20 protein-coding genes are annotated in these 20,245 nt (G+C 69.0%); 11 read left to right on the top strand and 9 right to left on the bottom strand.

Features of this window, described 5'->3' with window-relative positions:
• Positions 1-34 precede the first annotated feature (34 nt).
• The 8 genes from G398_RS0112955 (at position 35) to G398_RS0112920 (ending at position 8,322) form a co-directional block, all read left to right on the top strand.
• Positions 35-1,198, top strand: a complete 1,164-nt coding sequence (locus tag G398_RS0112955) for a glutamyl-tRNA reductase (RefSeq protein ID WP_026853907.1) — start codon at positions 35-37, stop codon at positions 1,196-1,198.
• Entirely contained in the window at positions 1,195-2,073 is an 879-nt protein-coding gene (hemC, locus tag G398_RS18395) for a hydroxymethylbilane synthase (RefSeq protein WP_043484950.1), read from the top strand. The genes G398_RS0112955 and hemC overlap by 4 nt, the downstream gene beginning before the upstream one ends.
• The gene (locus G398_RS0112945; RefSeq protein WP_026853906.1) at positions 2,070-2,759 is read left to right on the top strand and encodes a uroporphyrinogen-III synthase; all 690 of its coding nucleotides are present in this window, start codon (positions 2,070-2,072) and stop codon (positions 2,757-2,759) included. Before hemC ends, G398_RS0112945 begins: the two co-directional genes overlap by 4 nt.
• Positions 2,753-3,730 carry a porphobilinogen synthase gene (gene hemB / locus G398_RS0112940; protein ID WP_026853905.1) on the top strand — a complete coding sequence of 326 codons (978 nt, stop codon included), beginning with the start codon at positions 2,753-2,755 and terminating at the stop codon, positions 3,728-3,730. The genes G398_RS0112945 and hemB overlap by 7 nt, the downstream gene beginning before the upstream one ends.
• Before the next feature lie 52 nt (positions 3,731-3,782).
• Positions 3,783-5,039, top strand: coding sequence for a glutamate-1-semialdehyde 2,1-aminomutase (gene hemL / locus G398_RS0112935; RefSeq protein WP_211229089.1), 1,257 nt, complete (start codon positions 3,783-3,785; stop codon positions 5,037-5,039).
• A gap of 152 nt (positions 5,040-5,191) precedes the next feature.
• Complete coding sequence (gene hemE / locus G398_RS0112930; protein ID WP_043484946.1) at positions 5,192-6,178, top strand: uroporphyrinogen decarboxylase; 987 nt, start codon at positions 5,192-5,194, stop codon at positions 6,176-6,178.
• Positions 6,179-6,299: 121 nt separating this feature from the next.
• Entirely contained in the window at positions 6,300-7,670 is a 1,371-nt protein-coding gene (gene hemN, locus G398_RS0112925) for an oxygen-independent coproporphyrinogen III oxidase (RefSeq protein WP_026853902.1), read from the top strand.
• 145 nt (positions 7,671-7,815) lie between these two features.
• The gene (locus G398_RS0112920; RefSeq protein WP_026853901.1) at positions 7,816-8,322 is read left to right on the top strand and encodes a protein-tyrosine phosphatase family protein; all 507 of its coding nucleotides are present in this window, start codon (positions 7,816-7,818) and stop codon (positions 8,320-8,322) included.
• A gap of 16 nt (positions 8,323-8,338) precedes the next feature.
• On the opposite strand, the gene G398_RS0112915 is transcribed toward G398_RS0112920, so the two are convergent.
• On the bottom strand, positions 8,339-10,165 hold the full coding sequence (locus G398_RS0112915; RefSeq protein ID WP_052571938.1) for an AMP-dependent synthetase/ligase: 1,827 nt from the start codon (positions 10,163-10,165) through the stop codon (positions 8,339-8,341).
• Between the two features lie 31 nt (positions 10,166-10,196).
• On the opposite strand from G398_RS0112915, the gene G398_RS20880 reads away from it, so the two are divergent.
• Together G398_RS20880 and G398_RS0112905 are read left to right on the top strand one after the other, a co-directional pair.
• Positions 10,197-11,117, top strand: coding sequence for a tyrosine recombinase XerC (locus G398_RS20880; protein WP_043484943.1), 921 nt, complete (start codon positions 10,197-10,199; stop codon positions 11,115-11,117).
• A 10-nt stretch (positions 11,118-11,127) separates the two neighbouring features.
• Positions 11,128-11,814 carry a fumarylacetoacetate hydrolase family protein gene (locus G398_RS0112905; RefSeq protein ID WP_026853898.1) on the top strand — a complete coding sequence of 229 codons (687 nt, stop codon included), beginning with the start codon at positions 11,128-11,130 and terminating at the stop codon, positions 11,812-11,814.
• Positions 11,815-11,820: 6 nt separating this feature from the next.
• Here G398_RS0112905 and G398_RS0112900 read toward each other — a convergent pair whose 3' ends face one another.
• Positions 11,821-12,639: a DUF4388 domain-containing protein gene (locus G398_RS0112900; protein WP_026853897.1), complete on the bottom strand. Its 819-nt coding sequence runs from the start codon at positions 12,637-12,639 to the stop codon at positions 11,821-11,823.
• Positions 12,636-13,364 carry a pyridoxine 5'-phosphate synthase gene (locus G398_RS0112895; RefSeq protein WP_026853896.1) on the bottom strand — a complete coding sequence of 243 codons (729 nt, stop codon included), beginning with the start codon at positions 13,362-13,364 and terminating at the stop codon, positions 12,636-12,638. Before G398_RS0112895 ends, G398_RS0112900 begins: the two co-directional genes overlap by 4 nt.
• 115 nt (positions 13,365-13,479) lie before the next feature.
• Between G398_RS0112895 and G398_RS0112890 the strand changes: the two genes are divergently transcribed.
• Positions 13,480-14,262, top strand: coding sequence for a DODA-type extradiol aromatic ring-opening family dioxygenase (locus G398_RS0112890; protein ID WP_026853895.1), 783 nt, complete (start codon positions 13,480-13,482; stop codon positions 14,260-14,262).
• Positions 14,263-14,298: 36 nt separating this feature from the next.
• Here the strand turns inward: G398_RS0112890 and G398_RS0112885 are convergent, their stop codons facing one another.
• From G398_RS0112885 to G398_RS19895, 6 genes are read right to left on the bottom strand one after another with little or no spacing between them, the layout of a single operon-like run.
• Positions 14,299-15,429: an ABC transporter permease gene (locus G398_RS0112885; protein WP_026853894.1), complete on the bottom strand. Its 1,131-nt coding sequence runs from the start codon at positions 15,427-15,429 to the stop codon at positions 14,299-14,301.
• Between the two features lie 9 nt (positions 15,430-15,438).
• A complete protein-coding gene (locus tag G398_RS0112880; RefSeq protein WP_026853893.1) occupies positions 15,439-16,581 on the bottom strand; it encodes an ABC transporter permease in 1,143 nt (380 codons plus the stop codon).
• Complete coding sequence (locus G398_RS0112875) at positions 16,578-17,552, bottom strand: ABC transporter ATP-binding protein (protein WP_026853892.1); 975 nt, start codon at positions 17,550-17,552, stop codon at positions 16,578-16,580. The genes G398_RS0112880 and G398_RS0112875 overlap by 4 nt, the downstream gene beginning before the upstream one ends.
• Entirely contained in the window at positions 17,549-18,469 is a 921-nt protein-coding gene (locus G398_RS0112870; protein ID WP_026853891.1) for an ABC transporter ATP-binding protein, read from the bottom strand. Before G398_RS0112870 ends, G398_RS0112875 begins: the two co-directional genes overlap by 4 nt.
• Entirely contained in the window at positions 18,469-19,461 is a 993-nt protein-coding gene (locus G398_RS22055) for an HlyD family secretion protein (protein ID WP_026853890.1), read from the bottom strand. The genes G398_RS0112870 and G398_RS22055 overlap by 1 nt, the downstream gene beginning before the upstream one ends.
• Positions 19,458-20,165, bottom strand: a complete 708-nt coding sequence (locus tag G398_RS19895) for a TetR/AcrR family transcriptional regulator (RefSeq protein WP_052571937.1) — start codon at positions 20,163-20,165, stop codon at positions 19,458-19,460. Before G398_RS19895 ends, G398_RS22055 begins: the two co-directional genes overlap by 4 nt.
• Positions 20,166-20,245 lie beyond the last annotated feature (80 nt).

Genomic DNA, 20,245 nt, shown 5'->3' with positions numbered 1-20,245 from the left:
GCCCCTCCAGGACCAATTGACAATCGGATCCGATATGGAACCCGTCCTCCTCAGTTTCCACGCCCCCGTACACGACCTGGACCAGGTGGCCCAGCACGTGGTGAGGGATGGCGTGCCGGCCCGCCTGCGGGAGTGGCAGCGCGCCTCCGGGGCCCGGGAGCTCGTCTACTTGGCCACCTGCCAGCGGGTGCTCTGGATGGTCTGGGGCGGCGATCCCGGAGCTCTGGACCCGGGGCCCGGCGTCCGCCGATACGAGGGAGAGGAGGCCTGGGTGCACCTCCTCGCCATGTCCGCCGGGCTGGAATCCGCCAACCTGGGTGATCGCGAGATCCCCGGGCAGATGAAGGATGCCCTCGCGCAGGCCCGCCAGGTGGGCGTGGCCGGCGAAGAGGCCCAGGCGGTGTTCGAGGATGTGATCCGCGAGGGCCTGCGGCTGCGCTCGCGCCTCGGGCTGGCCGACGGCAACGTCAGCGTGGCCACGGTGGCCCTCAAGCACCTCTGCGAGGGGCTGCCGGAGGGCTCCTCCGTCGCCCTGGTCGGGGTGGGACCCATGACCCAGTACCTGGCCGAGCGGCTGCCGGAGCGCGGCTTCAAGGTCGCCATCGCGAACCGCACCAGGAGCAAGGCCCACGACCTGGCGGATCCCCTGGGCCTGGCGGTGGTGGACCTCCCGGTGCTCCAGCGCGATCCCGCCGGGTTCCAGGCCATCGTGAGCGCCACGGCCGCGCCGGAGCCGATCTTCACCCTGGACGCCTGGCAGACGCTCAAGCGCCCCCTGCTCCGCATCCTCGACCTGGCCCTGCCGCCGGACTCCGAGCCCGGCCTGGAGCAGCTGCCCTGGGTGCACCGCGTGGACCTCTCCGCCTTCCTGGCCCAGACCGCCACGGCACGGGCCCAGCGGGCCGAGGCCGCCACCAAGGCCGAGGCCTTCCTCGTGGGGGCCGCGGGGCGTCTGCGCCACCGCGCCCATGCCCGGGGCCACAAGCGCCACCTCGCCTCCGCCCAGGAGCGCCTGGACTCGGCCTGGGGTGCCCTGGAGGCGGAAGTGAAGGCCCTTGAGGATTCCATGCAGGGGCTGGACGAGACCCAACGCGAGGCCCTCAAGGAGATCCTGACCCGCGGCCGCACTCTGGCCTTCCGGGCCCTGATCCAGACCCAACCCAAGCCGGACCCGAACGGAGAGGCAGCCAAACCATGAAGCACGTCACCGTCGCCACCCGCGGATCCGCCCTGGCCGTGGGCCAGGCCGAGCCTCTGGTGAGGTTCCTCGAATCAAAGGGCTACGAGGTGTCCTGGCGGAAGTTCTCGACCTCCGGCGACCAGTGGCTCCAGGGCCCCCTGGACAAGCAGGTGGGCGGCGGCTTCTTCACCAAGGAGCTGGAGGACGCCATGGCCGCTGGCGCCGCGGACCTCCTCATCCACAGTCTCAAGGACGTCTCCCTGGAGCGGCCTGCGGGCATCGTTTCCGCCTGCATCCCCAAGCGCGAGGATCCCTCGGACTGGCTGGTGATGCGGCCCGACGCGCCTGAGGATCTCACCATCGGCACCAGCGCCGTGCGCCGCGAGCGGGTCCTGAGCCAGCTCTTCCCCAAGGCGAAGTTCACCTGGATCCGCGGCAACGTGCAGACCCGCCTCCAGAGGGTGCGCGACGGCGTGCTGCGCGACGCCCCCCTCCACGCCACCCTCCTTGCCGCCGCGGGCCTGAAGCGCCTGGGACTGGACCTCTCGGGCCTCACGGTGCGTCCGCTGACCCCCGACGAGCTGCCCTCGGCGCCGGGGCAGGGGGCCCTCCTGGCTGAGGCCCGGGCGGACCGTCCGGATCTCGTGGAGGTCCTGGCCGAAGTCCACGACGCCCTGACCGCCCGCTGCGTCACGCTCGAACGCAAGGTGCTCGCGGGCATCGGCGGCGGCTGCCAGCAGCCCCTGGGCGCCCTGGCCACGCCCCAGGCGGACGGCACCCTGCTGCTCCGGGCCGCCTACGCTCCCGACGGGGACCTCCGCCGGGCCGAGGCCCGGGGCACCGACGACGCGCTCCTGCTGAAGACGGTCCTCCAGGGGCTGGGCCTGTCATGAGCGATCTCGCCGCCCCCGGCCTGGCCCTGGCCCGGCCCGCCCAGCACCCGCTGGCGGACACCGTGCGGAAGGCCGGCTGGGAGCCGGTTCCCTATGCCTTCACCAGCCTGAAGGTGACCGGCAATCCGCCTCCCTTCGGCTTCGGGGATGCCACGGCCTTCCTGGCGCTGAGCCCTGCCGGGGCGCGGATGGCCGCTCCAGCCCTTCCGGCCGGGACGGTGTGCCTGCTGCAGGGGGCGGGCACGGCGGACGCCCTCGGTCGCGAGGACCTGGAGGTGCACGTCCCCGCCGAGGCCCGGGCCGAGGCGCTGTGGGAGCTGCTGCGCACCCGGTTCCCCCAGGGCGGCGACTTCATCCTCGCCCGCGGGGAGCGCAGCCGGGAGTACCTGGAAGTGGCCTCCCGGGGCACGGATTGGCGGATCCACCCCTGGATCACCCACCGCGAGGCGGCGCGGGATCCCTTCCCGCCCCTGCCTGAAGTGGAGGGCGTCCTGGCCCTCAGCCCGCTCCAGGCCGAGATCCTGGCCCCCATCGCCCACGGCGTGCAGCGCTACGCCTGGGGAGAGGCCACCGCCGAGGCCTTCGCCAAGGGCGGCGCTCCGGCCCACGCCTGGTGCGAACCCAAGCCCAGCCTGCTCTGGGCCATGCTCGCGAAACATCTGAAGAAGGAGGAATCCCCATGCTGAACCGCTCCCGCCGCCTCCGCACCAGCGCCGCCATGCGCAACCTGGTCGCCGAGACCGATCTGCGCCCTCGCCACCTCATCCAGGGGCACTTCGTGCAGCCCCAGCCCGGCCAGACCGAGATCTCCAGCATGCCCGGGATCTTCAATGCCGGCGTGGAGGAGACGGTCCGCCAGGTGGAGAAGGACCTCAAGAAGGGGATCTCCAGCGTGCTGCTCTTCGGCGTGCCGGAGGATGCCCTCAAGAGCGCCGACGCGGCCTACGTGAAGGACGCCCAGGGCGTGGTGCCGAAGACCGTCAGGGCCCTCAAGCAGGCCTTCGGCGCGGACCTCATCGTCATGACGGACGTCTGCCTCTGCGGCGCCACCAGCCACGGCCACTGCGGCCTGGTGGACGACGAGGGCGTGGTGGTGAACGATCCCACGCTGCCGATCCTGGCCGAGATGGCCCTGCGCCACGCCGAGGCCGGCGCGGACGTGGTGGCCCCCAGCGACATGATGGATGGCCGCGTGACGGCCATCCGCGCCCTGTTGGACCAGCACGGCTTCACCCGGACCAGCATCCTCAGCTACGCCATCAAGCACTCCGGCGCCTACTACGGCCCCTTCCGCGAGGCCGCCCACAGCAGCCCCAAGTTCGGCGACCGGAAGACCTACCAGATGGATCCCCGCAACGCCCGCGAAGGCCTGCGCGACGCCCTGCTGGACATCGAGGAAGGCGCGGACATGCTCATGGTCAAGCCCGCCCTGCCGAACCTGGACCTCATCTGGCGCCTTCGCGAGCGCACCCTGGCCCCCATCTGCGCCTACCACGTGTCCAGCGAGTTCAGCAGCGTGAAGGCCGCGGACCGCCTGGGTTGGGTGAACGGCGACCAGCTGATGTACGAGCACCTCCTGGCCATCCGGCGCGCCGGCGCCGACATGATCGTCACCTACGCGGGGCGCGAGGCCGTGGAGAAGGGCTGGATTTCCTGATTACACCGACCACGAAGACCAGAAGACCACGAAGGAAGGAAGAGGAATAACCATGTCGAACGAAACCCTGTTTGCCGAGGCCCTGACCCATTTTCCGGGCGGCGTCTCCAGCCCCGTGCGGGCCTTCCGCGCCGTGGGCGGCACGCCCAAGTTCTTCAAGAAGGCCAGCGGCGCCTGGTTCGAGGACGAGGACGGTCAGAAGTTCCTCGACCTCTGCATGTCCTGGGGCCCGCTGATCCTGGGTCACGCCCACCCCGACATCCTTGCGGCCGTGACCGAGTCCATGCAGGAGGGCCTCACCTTCGGCGCGCCCAGCCGCCGCGAGCTGGCCCTGGCCCGCAAGATCAAGGCGATGGTGCCCTTCGTGGAGAAGATGCGCTTCGTGTCCTCGGGCACGGAAGCCGTCATGTCCGCCCTGCGCGCCGCCCGCGGCTTCACGGGCCGCGACCGCATCCTCAAGTTCGAGGGCTGCTACCACGGCCACAGCGACGGTCTCCTCGTGAAGGCCGGCTCCGGCCTCATCACCTTCGGCGCCCCCACCAGCGCGGGCGTGCCCAAGGGCATCGCCGAGCTGACCTCCGTGGTCACGCTGGATGACCTGGAGACCCTGGAGCGCACCTTCGCCGAGATCGGAAACGAGCTGGCCGCGGCCATCATCGAGCCCATCCCCGCCAACAACGGCCTGCTGCTCCAGAGGCCCGAGTTCCTCAAGCGGCTGCGCGAGCTGTGCACGAAGCACGGCGTGGTCCTCATCTTCGACGAGGTCATCAGCGGCTTCCGCGTGGCCCCCGGCGGCGCGGCTGAGCGCCTCGGCATCACGCCCGATCTCGCCACCTACGGCAAGATCATCGGGGGCGGCATGCCCGTGGGCCTCTACGGCGGCCGCAAGGACATCATGGGCGTGGTGGCGCCAGACGGCCCGGTCTACCAGGCGGGCACGCTGTCGGGCAATCCCGTGGCCATGGCCGCGGGCCTCGCCACCATGGAGAAGCTGACGCCGGCCTTCTACGCCGGCCTGGAAGCCAACGCCGCCAAGTGGGCCGAGGCCTTCGAGTCCATCCCGGGCCTCCACTGCCCCCGCTACGGCAGCCTGCTCTGGCCGCTGTTCCAGGATGGCGTGCGCCGCAGCGATGCCGTGAAGGGCGAGGCCATCAGCAGCTTCAACCGCCTGCACAAGGCCCTGCTGGGCCAGGGCGTCTACCTGCCCCCCAGCGGCTACGAAGTGGCCTTCCTGGGCGCCGCCCACGGCGAGCCCGAGCTGGCCCACTTCAAGCAGGCCGTGGCCGCCGTGGCCAAGGGTTTCGCCTGACTTGGTGGAAGATGAAAACACTCGCAGAGACAAAGACTGAGGAGACAGAGGTTGCAGAGTGGTGCTTTCCTTTTGTCTTTCTCCGTGCCCTCTGCCTTCTCTGCGAACCTCTGCGAGTGTCGTTTCCTTGAATTGAAATCATTGGAGCATCGATGCAGCCCCTTCTTCATGTCCTGAATGGCAACGCCCTCGACAAGCCCCCGGTATGGTTCATGCGCCAGGCGGGGCGCTTCCTGCCCGAGTACCGCGCCGTGCGGGCCAAGGCCACCTTCGAGCAGCTGCTCAACGATTCGGACCTGGCCGCGGAGGTGACGCTACAGCCCATCCGCCGTTTTCCCCAGATCGACGGCGCCATCATCTTCAGCGACATCCTGGTGATCCTCGACGCCCTGGGCTGCGAGGTGACGATTCCCGAGGGCGGCCCCCGGATCGGCAAGACCCTGGATCAGATCGACCTCGATCGCCCCCTGGACGAGAAGGTGTTCGAGCCTGTCTGCGAGGCCATCCGCAAGGTGAAGAGGGAACTGCCCGCCAAGGTGACCATGCTCGGTTTCGCCGGCGCCCCCTGGACCCTGCTGGCCTACGGCATCGAAGGGAAGGGCAGCAAGAGCTGGGCGAAGGCCAAGGCCTTCATCCACCAGGAGCCCGTGCTGGCCCGCAAGTGGATGGACAAGCTGGCGGACGCCGCCGCCCGCCTCCTGAACCTGCACATCGAGGCCGGGGCCCAGGGCGTGCAGCTCTTCGACACCTGGGCCGGCGAGCTGGACGCGGACGACTACGCGACCTTCGCGCTGCCTGCCGTGGAGCGCACCCTCTCCCAGGTGACGGCGGCGCCCACCCTCTTCTTCGCCCGCACCGGTTACCTCCCGGACAGCCTCAACCAGCTGCCCTGCAAGGGGTTGGCGGTGCCCTGGCAGGTGCCCATCGCCGAGGCCCGGCGCCGCTTCCCCAAGATGGTACTCCAAGGCAACCTCGACCCCGTCGCCCTGCTGGCCGGCAAGGAAACCGCCACCCGGAAGGCCCGGGCCATCGTGGACGCCATGAAGGGCCATCCCCACATCTTCAACCTCGGCCACGGCCTGACCCCCGAGACCGACCCCGCCGTGGTGGGGGCGGTGCTCGATGAAGTAAAGGCATGAAAAGGATCACCACCAAGACACCAAGGCACCAAGAAATGCAAAAGCATTCCTTCGCAGTTCTTGGTGTCTTGGTGTCTTGGTGGTAAGCAGTTTCTCTCCTCGTTTCCGAACGGACCTCCGCATGAACCAGCTCGCCGATCTCATCCGCCGTTACGACCGTCCCGGCCCGCGCTATACGGGCTATCCCATGCCCCCGGCCTGGTCCGACGACTTCCCGGAGCCCGAGGTCCTCTCGGCCCTCGAGCGCGCCGATGCCCGCAAGGACGAGGCCCTGTCGCTCTACCTCCACATCCCCTTCTGCCCCCGCCGCTGCGCCTACTGCGGCTGCAACGTGGTGGTGAGCCCCCAGTACGATCCCGTCGAGGCCTACCTGGCGGCCGTGACGAAGGAGCTGGACCTGGTCTGCGCCCGCCTGAAGGACCGCCGCAAGGCCCTCCAGCTGCACTGGGGCGGCGGCACGCCCACCTACCTGAAGGCGGCTGACCTCAAGCGGACCTTCAACCTGTTCAAGGAGCGCTTCGAGTTCCAGCCCGGCGCCGAGATCGCCATCGAGGTGGATCCCACCTTCCTGGAGCCGGACCAGCTGCCGACGCTGCGCGAGCTGGGCTTCAACCGGGTGTCGTTCGGCGTGCAGGACCTGGACGAGAACGTGCAGGCCCTCATCACCCGCGGCCAGACCTGGGACCACACCCTCACGGCCATGAAGCAGTGCCGGGAGCTGGGCTTCGAGGGCGTGAACCTGGACCTGGTCTACGGCCTGCCGGGCCAGACCATGGACACCTTCCGCCACACGCTGAAGGCGACGCTGGAGCTGAACCCGGACCGCATGGCCATCTACGGCTTCGCCTACCTGCCCAGCATCATGCCCTTCCAGCGCAGCATTCCCGCTGAGACACTGCCTTCCCCGGACCTGCGCCTGGACCTGCTGCTCCTGGCCTCGGACATCCTGGAGAAGGCGGGCTATGTGGCCATCGGCATGGACCACTTCGCCCATCCCAGCGACCCCATGGCCAAGGCCGTGAACGAGGGCCGGCTCATCCGCAACTTCATGGGCTACGCCGTGGCTGCCGGCACGGATCTGGTGGGTTTCGGTCCCAGCGCCATCTCCAACGTGGCGGGTGTCTACGCCCAGAACGAGAAGATCCTCGCCAAGTGGGAGCGCAGCATCACGGACGGCCACCTGGCGGTCCACAAGGGCCACCGCCTGTCCGAGGACGACGAGCTGCGCCGCTGGGTGATCCACCACCTCATGGGCCACTTCGAGCTCAAGTGGGCCGACCTGAAGCAGCGCTTCGGCGTGGACGGCCCGGTCCTCTTCGCCGATGCCGTCGCGCAGCTCCAGGAGGAGGTGCCCCAGGGCACCGTGGAGGTCCGCCCCGAGGGCGTCTTCATCACCCAGCTCGGCCGGCGCTTCGTCCGCAACCTGGTGCAGCCCTTCGACGCCTACCTCGCCAAGCTCAGCGCCAAGACGCCTTTTTCCAGGACGGTGTGACGCCCGGCATTGAATAGCTGACCACAAGGCCTACATTGATGGCTGTGGAGACCCGCCCGCCCGGGCCTTGGCTCCGCAGCCGAAGGCCTCTCCGGTGGTTTCCGCGACCCGGCCTGGATGTCCAGGCGTACTCGCGGAGGATTCCATGTCCCGGACCCTGTTCCTGCTGCTTCCGGCGCTTGTGCTCCAGGCCGGGGAGTCGGCCATCCCCAACGCCGTGGAGGTGCGCGCGGGCATCTATGTCCTGAAGGGCCCGCCGAACCCGGCGACCTGCGTGGCCATGAAGAAAGAGCACATCACCCATGTCATCGACCTCCGTCGGGATGATGAGCCTGACCTGGACTGCGAGTCCGAATCCTCCCGCCTGCAGGATCTGGGGATCAGCTACCTGCGGTACGCCATCAGCAAGACGCCTCCCGCCGCGGATTTCGAGTTCCTGAGGTCGGTGCTGCGGGACATGCCGAAGGGCTCGAAGGTCGTGGTCCACTGCAGCAATGGCAACCGGGCCGCCGCGGCCGTCTGCCCCTGGCTGGTCCTGGACAAGGGCATGCCGGTGCCTGAGGCCATGCGGATCGCCGCCGAGGCTGGCATGAAGGCGCCCGAGACCCAGGAGGCCGTGCGCCGCTACCTGGCCAGGCAGGGCCGGACCTGACCGGCCCCTGCGGGGTTCAGATTTTGGAATCCTGGTACATCGACTCGATCTGCGAGGCGTACATCTGGTTGACGACCCGCCGCTTCACCTTCAGCGAGGGCGTGAGCTGCCCCCCTTCCAGGGTCATCTCCTCGGCGAGCAGCACCATCTTCTTGATGCGCTCGTAGTTCGAGAGGCGTTCGTTGATGCGCTCGACGCGGCTGCCGATCTTGGCATAGACCAGGGGGTTCTGGATGAGGTCGGCGTGGCTCTTGAAGGTGATCTTCTTGTAGCCGGCCCAGCGTACCAGGCTGTCGAAGTTCGGCACGATGAGCGCGCTGATGAAGTTCCGCTTGTCGCCGATGAGCACGGCCTGGGAGATGTACTTGTCCACCTTGAGCATGTTCTCGATGGGCTGGGGGGCCACCTTCTTGCCGCCGCTGGTGACGATGAGCTCCTTCTTCCGGTCCGTGATGTAGAGGCGCCCCTGGTCGTCGAGATGGCCGATGTCCCCGGTATGGAAGTAGCCCTCCGAATCGATGGCCTCCCGGGTGGCCGCTTCGTTGTTCCAGTAGCCCGTCATGATGTTGGGCCCCTGGCAGAGGATCTCGCCGTCCTCCGCGATCTTCACGAAGGGGCGCCCCTCCCATTCCTTGTAGAGCGGCAGTCCCACGCAGCCGGGGATCACGTCGCCCAGCCGGTTCACGGTGATGACGGGGCTGGTCTCGGTCAGTCCGTAGCCTTCGAGGATGGGCAGTCCGATGATCCAGAAGAACTCCATGATCTTGCCGCCCAGGGGCGCGCCGCCGCTGATGGCGATCTTCAGGCGTCCGCCGGTGCGCTGCCGGATCTTCTCGAAGACGACGGCCTTGGCGGTGCGGTACCACATGCCCTTCCATGAAGGGGGTTCCTGGCCCTTCATGAGGTAGGGCACCGCCTGGCGGCCGGCCAGCATGGCCCAGTGGAAGATCAGCCGCTTGATGAAGCTGCCCGCCGACACCGTGTCGTAGATCTTCGCGAAGATCTTCTCGTAGATGCGCGGGACCGAGGCCATGAGCGTGGGCTTGACCTCCAGCATGTCGGCGGCCACGGTGGCCACGCTCTCGGCGTAGTAGATGGAGGCGCCGGCGTGGAACCACAGGAAGTGGCCGGCCATGCGCTCGAAGATGTGCGTGAGGGGCAGGAAGCTCAGGGCCCGCTCGCCCTCCCCGATGTTGCTCACGGTGGCGCGGGAGGCCAGGACGTTGGACACGAGGTTGCCGTGGGTGAGCATGGCGCCCTTGGGATCGCCGGTGGTGCCCGAGGTGTAGATGAGGGTGAGGATGTCCGAGGCCTTCCGCTGCGCGCCCCAGGCGCGGACCTCGGGGCGGCGGGCCTCCATGCCCTCTCCCTCGCGGAGGAGATCGGACCACAGGAAGAGCGTCCGGCCCGTGCCGGCGGGCAGCTCGCCGTCGATCAGGATCGCGGCCTCGAGGCGGGGGAGCTCGTTCCAGTGGCCCAGCACCTTGTCCAGCTGCTCGCGGGTGGAGCAGAGCGCCCAGCGGGCCTCGCTGTCCCTGAGGATGAAGGCGGCCTGCTCGGCGTTCAGCGTGGCGTAGATGGTGACGTCCGGGATGCCCTGGATGGCGCAGGCGAAGTCCGCGATGGCCCACTCCGGGCGGTTCTCCGACATGAAGGCCACCCGGTCCCCGGCCTTGAGTCCATGGGCCGCCATGGCCAGCGCCAGCCGCTCGACCCGCGCCACCACTTCCGCGTGGGAGATGGGCACGTAGACACCGTTCTGCTTGGAGGCCAGGGCGTCCGGAAGGTTCCGCTCCGCCGCGGCATAGAAAAGCTGGGCAATGGTCTCGACGGGCTGCGCCACAATGACTCCGGACACTTGGGGATGTGCGGACATGGTAGCAGGGAAGGGCGCGGTACCGCTGGGCGAGGGCATCCAGGCCTTCCACCTGGAGCAGCGCGCGCGCGGAGTGTCCCCGCACACGGCGCGGGCCCAGCATGGCGATCTGGAAAAACTTCTGGACCATGCCGTACGTTGTCTCTGGGTAGGTTGGGATATCAGCCCCCGCACGCTGCGGGGCTTCGCGCTGGAGCTGGGTGATCGCGGCCTGGATCCCGCCAGCCAGGCCCGCATCCTCTCCACGGCCCGCGCCTTCTTCCGCTGGCTGTGGGAGACCCGGCGCATCCCGAAGAACCCCGCCTCGGGACTGCGGAACCCGAAGCAGCCCAAGCGGCTGCCCGCCTTCCTCACCGAGGGCGAGAGCCAGGCCCTGCTGGATCTTCCGCCCGCCGTGGACTTCCCCTCGGCACGGCTGGCCTGCCTGCTGGAGCTGCTCTATGCCTCCGGCCTCCGCGTGTCCGAGCTGGTGGGCCTGGACCTCCAGGACCTGCTCACGGAACAGCGCACGCTGCGGGTGCTGGGCAAGGGGCGCAAGGAGCGGCTGGTGCCCTACCACGCGCAGGCGGCGGCCATTCTGGATGCCTACCTGGGGTTAAGGTCCGCGTTCCTCGCCCAGAAGGAACTGCCCCCCAGTCCGGCCCTTTTCCTGAATCAGCGCGGAGGCCGGCTCACGCCCACCAGCGTGCGGGCCTTCCTGAGGACGGCGCTGGAGGCCGCGGCGGTGCGCTCGCGGGTGAGCCCCCACGCCCTCCGGCACAGCTTCGCCACCCACCTGCTGAACCGCGGGATGGACCTGCGCGCCATCCAGGAACTGCTGGGCCACGCCAGCCTGAGCACCACCCAGCGCTACACTCATCTGGGCCTCGAAGAGCTGGCTCGCACGTACGAGAAGGCCCATCCCCGGGCGAAAGGCTAGGAGCATCCCCATGGCGTTTGTCATTCCCACCCTCCCCCGGCCGGCCCTGCCGGTGGTCGGCACCGAAGGCCGCTTCCCGGTGCGCCGGATCCACTGCGTGGGAAGGAACTACGCCGACCATGCGCGGGAGATGGGCGGCGATCCCACCCGCGAGCCGCCCTTCTTCTTCGGCAAGCCCTCGGATGCGGTGGTACCCCTCGGCGGCGAGATCGCCTACCCGCCCCTCACCTCGAACCTCCACCACGAGGTGGAGCTGGTGGTGGCCCTGGGCGCGGGCGGCCGGGACATCCCCGCGGAGAAGGCCCTGGACTGCGTCTACGGCTATGCGGTGGGCATCGACCTCACCCGGCGGGATCTCCAGGCGAAGTTCAAGGACAAGGGCCAGCCCTGGGAGATGGCCAAGGGCTTCGACCAGTCGGCACCGGTGTCGGCGCTGATGCCGGTCTCGACCTGCGGCCATCCTGGTGCCGGTGCCATCTGGCTGGCCGTGGACGGCGTCGACCGCCAGCGCGGCGACCTGTCCCAGATGACCTGGAACGTGGCGGAGGTCATCGCCCACCTGTCGGCCTACGTGGCCCTGGCGCCCGGTGACCTCATCTTCACCGGCACGCCTTCGGGCGTGGGGGCCCTGGTCCGCGGGAACCGCGTGACCTGCGGAATCGAGGGCATCGGCAATCTGGAGATCACCCTGGTCTGATCCCCATCAGGGGGCGGGCCGAACCTTCACGTGCGCGCCTTCGGACAATCCCCAGGCCTGCAGGATGTCCCGGGGGATGGCCACGTGCTTCTCGGGGAGCCCTGGAAGGAACTCCACCCGCTCCACCGCGGGTCCCTTGGGCCAGATGACGCGCAGGTTCTGGATGCCATGGCGGTAGGGCCCCAGCACCGTCCACCATCCCTCCATGGCCTTGGGCAGCCCCAGGTGGTCCGCCTTCCGGAAGAGGCCGGTCTTCAACTCGGCGACCGTGACATGGGCGTCCGGCTCCAGCACCTCGAGCCGGCCCGCCTCCTTGAGCAGCGAGGCGGCCTGGAGGACGGCCACGTCGTTCTGGCCCGTGGCGGCCATGATGTCCTGGAAGTCCCGGTAGCCATCGAAGAAGGGCATGACCCGGCGGTCCTCGGCAAACACCTTGATGCCTTCGAGGAGCTCCGGCGGCCTCATGGTGGGCCAGGGAACGGCCGTGAGCCTGGGGAAGATGCCGTGGAGGCGCCGGCGGCTGTCCTGGAGGCGCGCCGAGTCCATGAGCAGGTCCGGCACCGTGCGGCGGATGGAGGCAGGGACCTGGATCTGGGTGGCCAGGAACTCGAACTGCCCGGTCGCCCACTCGAGGATCTCGAAGGCCGCGGTCTCGCCGCGCGCAGCGACTGTTTCTGCGTGGATGACCTCGCCCTGGGAGAAGTAGAGGACGCCGCTGGTCTTCCCCGAGGTCACCTGGAGCATGCCGGCCTTGCGGTTGACGTGGAGCAGCTGGACCACGTCGGTCAGGGCAATGCTTTCCAGGGTACCGCGGAGATTGCTCAAGGCCTGGCCTCCGCCATGGCCCCGAGCATCTCCTCCACCGCGCGTTCCAGGCCCACGAGCACCGCGCGCCCGATGAGGCTGTGGCCGATGTTCAGCTCCTCGATCTCGGGCAGCGCGGCGACGGGCCCCACGTTCTGGAGGTTCAAGCCGTGGCCGGCCAGCACCCGCAGGCCCAGGCGGCTGCCCAGGCGGGCCGCGTCGCGGATCCGGCCCAGCTCGAGGGTGGCGTCGGAATCCATGGGCAGGTCGCTGTAGATCCCCGTGTTCAGTTCGACCGCATCGGCTTCGAGCTTGGCGGCCATCTTCACCTGATCCAGCACCGGGTCCACGAAGAGGCTCACGCGGATGCCCGCGCTGCGCAGCTCCCGCAGGACGGGACGCAGCATCCCCTGGAGGAAGATGGCGTCGAGGCCACCCTGAGTGGTGAGTTCTTCGCGGCTTTCCGGCACCAGGGTGATCCAGGAGGGCCGGAAGGGCACGACCGCCTCCAGGGACTCGGGCGTGGCCGCGCACTCCACGTTCAGGGGGATCGCGAGGACCTCCTTCAGCACCCGGAGGTCGCGGTCCTGGATGTGCCGGCGGTCGCCGCGGAGGTGGACGGTGATGCCATGGGCCCCGGCGCTCTGGGCCAGCAGGGCCGCGGCGACGGGTTCGGGCTCATGGCCTCCCCGGGCCTGCCGGAGGGTGGCCACATGATCGATGTTGACGCCAAGCCTGAGGTTCAATGCGGGCTCCAGGAGCTGATGTCCCTTAGCTTACCCTCCAATCGCGGGGAAGGACCGGGGAGGCGGTTCCAAAAAAAGAAGTTGAAACACATAAAAAAAGAACCATCCTTAGCTCATGGCCGGATCCTCCGTTCTCCCCGCGCTCTTCCTCGCCCACGGCTCGCCCATGCTCGCCCTGGAGGGCGGCGCCTGGGGCGAGGCGGTTTCCACCCTTGGGCACGAACTGCCCGCCCTGCGCGCCATCCTGGTCTGTTCCGCTCACTGGGAATCCGCGGGCCCCTTCCTCCTCTCTTCGGCAGAAACCCCGGGCGTCATGCACGACTTCGGCGGTTTCCCTGAAGTCCTGTACACCCTGGACTATCCTGCGCCGGGTTCGCCGGGCCTGGCCGCGGAGGCGGCCGGTCTCCTCCGGGCCGCCGGGCTGGAGGCCGCGCTGGACGCGCAGCGTCCCCTGGACCACGGGGCCTGGGTCCCTCTCCGCTACCTGGCTCCCAGGGCCGAGGTGCCGGTGCTGCAGCTCTCTCTGCCCCGGCCCCGGACCCCGGAGCTGCTCCTCGCGGCGGGCAGGGCGCTGGCCCCCCTGCGCGAGCAGGGCGTGCTGATCGTCGGCAGCGGGGGCGTAGTGCACAACCTCCGGCGCCTGGACTGGTCCGATGCCACCGGTCCCCAGCCCTGGGCTCGGGACTTCCAGGCCTGGGTGGACCAGCGCCTGGCGGCGGGGGATGCGGCGGGCCTCGCGGATTGGCGGAAGGCCCCCGGCGCCGCGGAATCGGTTCCGACCTCCGAGCACCTGGATCCGCTGTTCGTGGCGCTGGGCGCCGCCCAGGTGGTTCCCGAGCCGCTCTTCGAAGGCTGGCAGCTGGGCAGCCTGAGCCTGGCGAGCTACCGGTTCGCCTGAGTCCGGGCGGGGCCGGCTTGCCTCACCCCGCCCGCCTCAACTCATGGTCTTCCTGAACCGGCTGGCCGCGAGCAGCAGCATGGTGCCTCCGAGGAGAAGGAGCCCCAGCATCTGCGGCCAGAGCACCCCGAGGCTCAGGTCCTTTAGGAACACGCTGCGGATGATCACGAGGTAGTAGCGGATGGGGTTCAGGAGGGTGAGGATCTGCACGATCTTGGGCATGTTGGCGATGGGATAGACGAAGCCCGAGAGCATGAAGGCCGGCAGCATGAAGAAGAAGGCCGTCATCATGGCCTGCTGCTGGGTGGAGCTGACCGTCGAGATGAAGAGGCCGATCCCCAGGGTGCTCAGCAGGTAGAGGGCCGTGCCCAGGAACAGGTACGGGGGGAAGCCCCGGAGCGGCACCTGGAACCAGAAGACGCTGATGAGGGCGATGATCGCCACGTCCACGAACCCGATCATCGCGAAGGGGATGGTCTTGCCGAGGATGAACTCCAGCCGCCCGATGGGCGTGACCATGATCTGCTCCATGGTTCCGACCTCCCGCTCCCGGACGATGGACATGCTGGAGAGGATGATGGTGAGCACGGCGACGATCATGGCCAGCACGCCGGGAACGAAGTAGTGGCGGCTGTCCAGGTTGGCGTTGAACCAGGCCCGGGACACCACGGTGACGGGCTCGGCGTCCACCCGGACGCCGGCGGTGCGCGCGAAGCGCTGGCCCAGGAGGGCGCGGTTGAAGTCCCCGGAGATCTGCGCGGCATAGGTCAGGGCCACGCTGGCCGTGTTCGAGTCCGAGCCGTCGAGGAGGAACTGGGCCTGGGCCGTGCCGCCGCCGGACAGGGCCTCGGCGAAGCCCCGGTTCAGCCGCAGCACCGCTTTGGCCTCGCCCGAATCCAGGATCTCCTGGATCTCCGGCTCGGAGCCGATGTGCCTCACCACATCGAAGCAGCCTGAGCCCTCGAAGCGGGCCACCAGGTCGCGGGTGGCCGGGGTGCGGTCCAGGTCGTAGACGGCCATGGGCACGTGGCGGACGTCGGTGTTCACCGCGTAGCCGATGATGATGACCTGGGCCACGGGCATGACGAACAGGACCGCCCGCATCCTCGGGTTGCGGAGCACCTGGATGAATTCCTTGATCAGCATCCGGATGAGGCGTTCGAGCATGGGGCCTCCTCAGGCCAGGCGCTTCTTGAAGCTGCGGATCGCGAGAATGAGCATCGCCGCCCCGAAGACCGCCATCAGGAGGCCCTGGGGCCAGAGTTCGGCGAGGCCGGTCCCCTTGAGGTAGAGGCCCCGGAGGAAGACGACGAAGTACCGCGCGGGGATGAGATAGGTGAACGCCTGGAGGGCCGGGGGCATGTTCTTGATGTCGAACATGAAGCCCGAGAGCATGAAGGCGGGCAGGAAGGTGGCCACGAACGCGAACTGGCTGGCCAGGAGCTGGGACTTGGCCTTGGCGCTGATGAGGATGCCCAGGGAGAGGGCGCCCACCAGATAGACGGCGGAGACCCCGAAGAGCAGCAGGAGGCTGCCCCGGAGCGGCACGTCGAACAGGAAGCGGCCCGCCAGCACCGAGAGCAGCATGTCCACCATGCCGATGGCGAAGTAGGGCGCCAGCTTGCCGAGGATCAGCTCGCTTCCCCGCAGGGGCGTGGAGATGAGCTGCTCCATGGTGCCCGTCTCCCACTCCCGGGCCACGGTGAGGGAGGTGAGCAGCGCCGCGATGAGCATCATGATCACGGCGATGAGGCCCGGCACGATGAAGATGCGGGACTCCATGTCCGTGTTGAACCAGGCCCGGAAACGCAGGTCCAGGGGCAGGGCGGGGGGGCGTCCCGTGAGGCGCCGGACCTTCTCCACCAGGATCTCCTGGGAGTAGGTCTTGACGACGGCATCGGCGTAGGCGAGCGCGAGGGTGGTGGTGTTGGCGTCGCTTCCGTCCGTCAGGACCTGCACCTGGGCCTTCCGGCCCGAGGCCACCTGCCTGCCGAACTCCACGGGGATCACGAGGGCCACCATCACCCGGCCCGTCACGATCCCCTCCTCCACGTCCCGGTAGGTGTCCGGGCTGGCCACCAGGGAGAAATAGCGGGAGCCCTCGAAGCGGCTCACCAGCTCCCGGCTCTGGGGCGTCCGGCTCTGGTCCCACACCGCGAGGGGCACCCGGTCCAGGTCCATGGTCAGGGCGTAGCCGAAGATCATCAGCATGATCATGGGCAGCACGATGGCGATGCCCAGGGCGCGCGGATCCCGGAAGACGTGGATGAACTCCTTGTGGGCCACGGCGCGGAGGCGGGAGAAACGGAAGCCGCTCATGCCTTGAACTCCTGCTGGGAGCCGTCGGCGCGGTCCCGGGCCTCGATGAGGGAGACGAAGACGTCTTCCAGGGAGGGGGTGATGGGCTCCATGGTGCCCACCTGGAAGCCCCGGGCCTCCAGGACCTGGCGCAGGCGGGGCGCGAGGTCCCCGGCGTCTTCGGTCATGAGGTGGATGTCCCGTCCGAAGAGGGCCGCGTCCCGGACGCCCTCCAGGCCGGCCGCCACGCCCAGGGCCTCGTGGGGGCGCTCGCAGGAGACGGAGAGCACCTGGTCGGCCATGAGGCTGCCCTTCATGTCGCTGGGCGTGCCGAGGGCGACCAGCTCCCCCCGGTAGATGAGGGCCAGCCGGTCGCAGTATTCGGCCTCCTCCATGTAGTGGGTGGTGACGAAGACCGTCACACCCTGGCTGGCCATCTCGTAGATGAGGTCCCAGAAGGTGCGGCGGCTCAGGGGGTCCACACCCGAGGTCGGTTCGTCCAGGAAGAGGATCCGGGGCTCGTGGAGGAGGGCGCAGCCCAGGGAGAGGCGCTGCTTCCAGCCGGCCGGAAGGAGGCCCGTCCGGGTGTGGCGGTGCTCCTGGAGGTTGGCCATGTCCAGCACCCAGTCCTTCCGCGCGGCCTTCTTCTCGCGGGGCACGCGGTAGATGCCACTGAAGAAGTCGATGTTCTCCTCTACCGTCAGGTCGTCGTAGAGGCTGAACTTCTGGCTCATGTAGCCGATGCGCCGCTTGATCTCCTCGCGCTGGGTGCGGATGTCGAGGCCCGCCACGGTGCCCTCGCCGGAGGAGGGCTCCAGAAGCCCGCAGAGCATGCGGATGGTGGTGGACTTCCCGGCCCCATTGGGACCCAGGAACCCGAAGATCTCGCCCTGGCGGACGTCCAGGCTGATGCGGTTCACGGCCACGAACTCTCCGAACCGGCGCTCGAGGTTCCGCAGGGTGACGGCGTAGGATCCGGCCGCGTCGGTCATGCCGAGCCTCCCGGCAGCGCCGAAGTGAAGACGTCCTCGAGGCTCGGCTCGATGGTCCGCAGCTCGCGGAGGGCGATCCCCCCCGCCCGGAGGGCCGCCTCCACGGCCTGACGTCCCCGCGCCTCGTCTTCGACCAGGACGTGGAGGCGGTCCCCAAAGAGGGCCACGGAGCCGATGGCGGCCTCGCGCAGGAGGCGGGCCGCGGGACGCGGGGCCTCGCAACGGAGCTCCAGGAGGGCACCGCGCAGGAGCCCCTTCACGCCATCCACGGTGTCGCAGGCCATGAGCCGGCCCTGGTGGAGCAGGCCGATGCGGTTGCAGCGCTCCGCCTCGTCCAGGTAGGCCGTGGAGACGAAGATGGTCACCCGCTCCTGCTGGAGCTGGTAGAGGATGCGCCAGAAGTCCCGGCGGGAGACCGGGTCCACGCCGTTGGTGGGCTCATCCAGGAAGAGCACCCGCGGCGTGTGGATGAGGGCGCAGGCGAGCCCCAGCTTCTGCTTCATGCCCCCGGAGAGGTTGCCGGCCTGGCGGCGCCGGAAGGGCGTGAGGTTGCTGAAGGCCAGGAGGCGCTCCATCCGCTCGCCCCGGCCGGCCTTCGGCACTTCGTAGAGGTCCGCGTAGAAGTCGATGTTCTCCTGCACGGTGAGGTCGGGATACAGGCCGAAGCGCTGGGACATGTAGCCGATGCGGTCCTTGATGGCCTCGGTTTCCCGGACCGTGTGCAGGCCGTCCACCCAGGCCTCGCCGGAGCTGGGTTCGAGGATCCCGGTCAGCAGCCGCATGGTGGTGGTCTTGCCCGCGCCGTCGGGCCCGACCAGCCCGAAGATCTCTCCCTCCTCCACGGCGAGGGTGAGCTGGTCGAGGGCCACGAGATCCCCGAAGCGGCGCGTCAGCGCCTGGGTCCGGAGGGTCTCCATCACCGGCCGTCCAGGAGGATCTCGGCGTCTGCGGGCATGCCGGGCTTGAGCTCCATAGCGGGATTGGCGATGTCGATCTTGATGCGATAGACGAGCTTCGTGCGCTCCTTGCGCGTTTCCACGGCCTTGGGTGTGAACTCGGCCTCGGAGGCGATGAAGGCCACGCGGCCCTCATAGCGCTTCCCGGGGAAGGAGTCGGTGGTGACGTAGGCCTTCTGCCCCACCTTCACCCGGCCCAGGTCCGCCTCCTCCACGTAGGCGCGCAGCCACACCTGGTCGAGGTTGGCCATGGTGACCACGGCCGTGCCCGGAGAGACGTACTCCATGGGCTCGACATTCTTGGAGAGGATCACCCCGGCGCTCGGTGCCATGAGCGTGGCGTAGCCCAGCTGGGTGCGGGCCAGCTCGAGGGCCTGCCGGGCCTGCTCGAAGCGGGCGCGGGCCTGGTCGATGTCCTCCTTGCGGGGGCCCTTCCGGACCAGCGTGTACTGCTGGTCCGCCTGCTGGACCTTCCCGCGGGAGGCCTCCAGGGAGGCGCGGCTGGCCTCGTAGTCGCGCACCGAAAGGATGCCCTTCTGGTAGAGGTCGCGGATGCGGGCCTCGTCGGGTTCCAGTCGGCGGAGGTCCGCCTGGGCCTGCTCCAGAGCGGCCTTGGAGGCGGCGATCTCCTCCTTGCGGGAGCCCGCCAGCGCGGCATTCAACGCGGCCTGGGCCGTGGCGGCGTCCGCCTGGCGAATGGCCACCTGCTGCTCGAGATCCCTGGCATCGAGCCGGGCCAGCAGCTGCCCGGCCTGGACCGCCTGGCCTTCGTCCACCGGGCGTTCGAGCACTTTCCCGGCCACCCGGAAGCTGGCTTCCACCTGGATGACCTCGATGTTTCCGGAGAGTTTGATCCTGTCATCCTGCCGGCTCCGGCAGCCGACGGCCAGAAGGGCCGCGCCGCCGAGGAGGGCCCCCAGGGCGAAGGAAAGAGGCCGGCGGGCTGGTGTCATGGGTGGGTCTCCTTGGTGGCGTTCACGTCTGCGGAAAGCTCGGGCAAGGGTGGCAACGGGATGGACGGATCCTTCGCGATGCCCCGCCAGTACAGGTCGAACCAGGCCTGCAGTCCGGTCTCCACGGCGCGGTCGCGGGGGAGCCCCATGAGGCGGGACAGCACGGTGGGCAGCAGGTCGAGGATCTCGAGGTGCATCCGCACAAGGAAGAAGGTGCCCAGCAGGGGGTGGAGGTCCGCCCGCAGCTCCCCGAGCGCGATGCCCCGGTCGAGGATGCTCTTGACCGCCATCATGATGGGGCGGATCCGCTCCTGGAGGATGTCCGCGAGCCCCTCGGCCCCGTGCACGATCTCGCCCCGGATGAGGGACCGGATTCCCGGATCATCCTTGAGGTTCCGGTGGTAGATCCGCACGACTTCCCAGAGCCTCAGGGCGGTGGGACGCGGATCCTCCGGCGCGGACAGGGCCTCGAGCTCTTTCTGGATGGGAGGGAACCGGCGGGCCAGGAGGGCGGCGAACATGGCCTCCTTGCTGTCGAAGTGGTAGTAGATCAGGGCCGGGTCGCACCCGGCCTGCTTCGCGATGGCACGCAGGCTGGCGGCCCGGAGGCCGTCCCGCGCGAAGACCTCCTGGGCGGCGTCCAGGAGCTGGTCGGGGTCCATCCGGTTGGGTTTGGGTCCGCGGGGGCGGGGGTGGGTGGGCATGATGCTCCAATTCAACAGACGTTGAATCATCGCTTCGCCCCCACCGCTTGGCAAGAACTATTTCATCGTCCGTGGAAATC

It is taken from the genome of Geothrix fermentans DSM 14018 (genome assembly GCF_000428885.1).
Classification (GTDB): Bacteria; Acidobacteriota; Holophagae; order Holophagales; family Holophagaceae; genus Geothrix; species Geothrix fermentans.
Note: the sequence above shows the minus strand (reverse complement) of the source record. Positions and strands in the feature narration are given on the sequence as shown.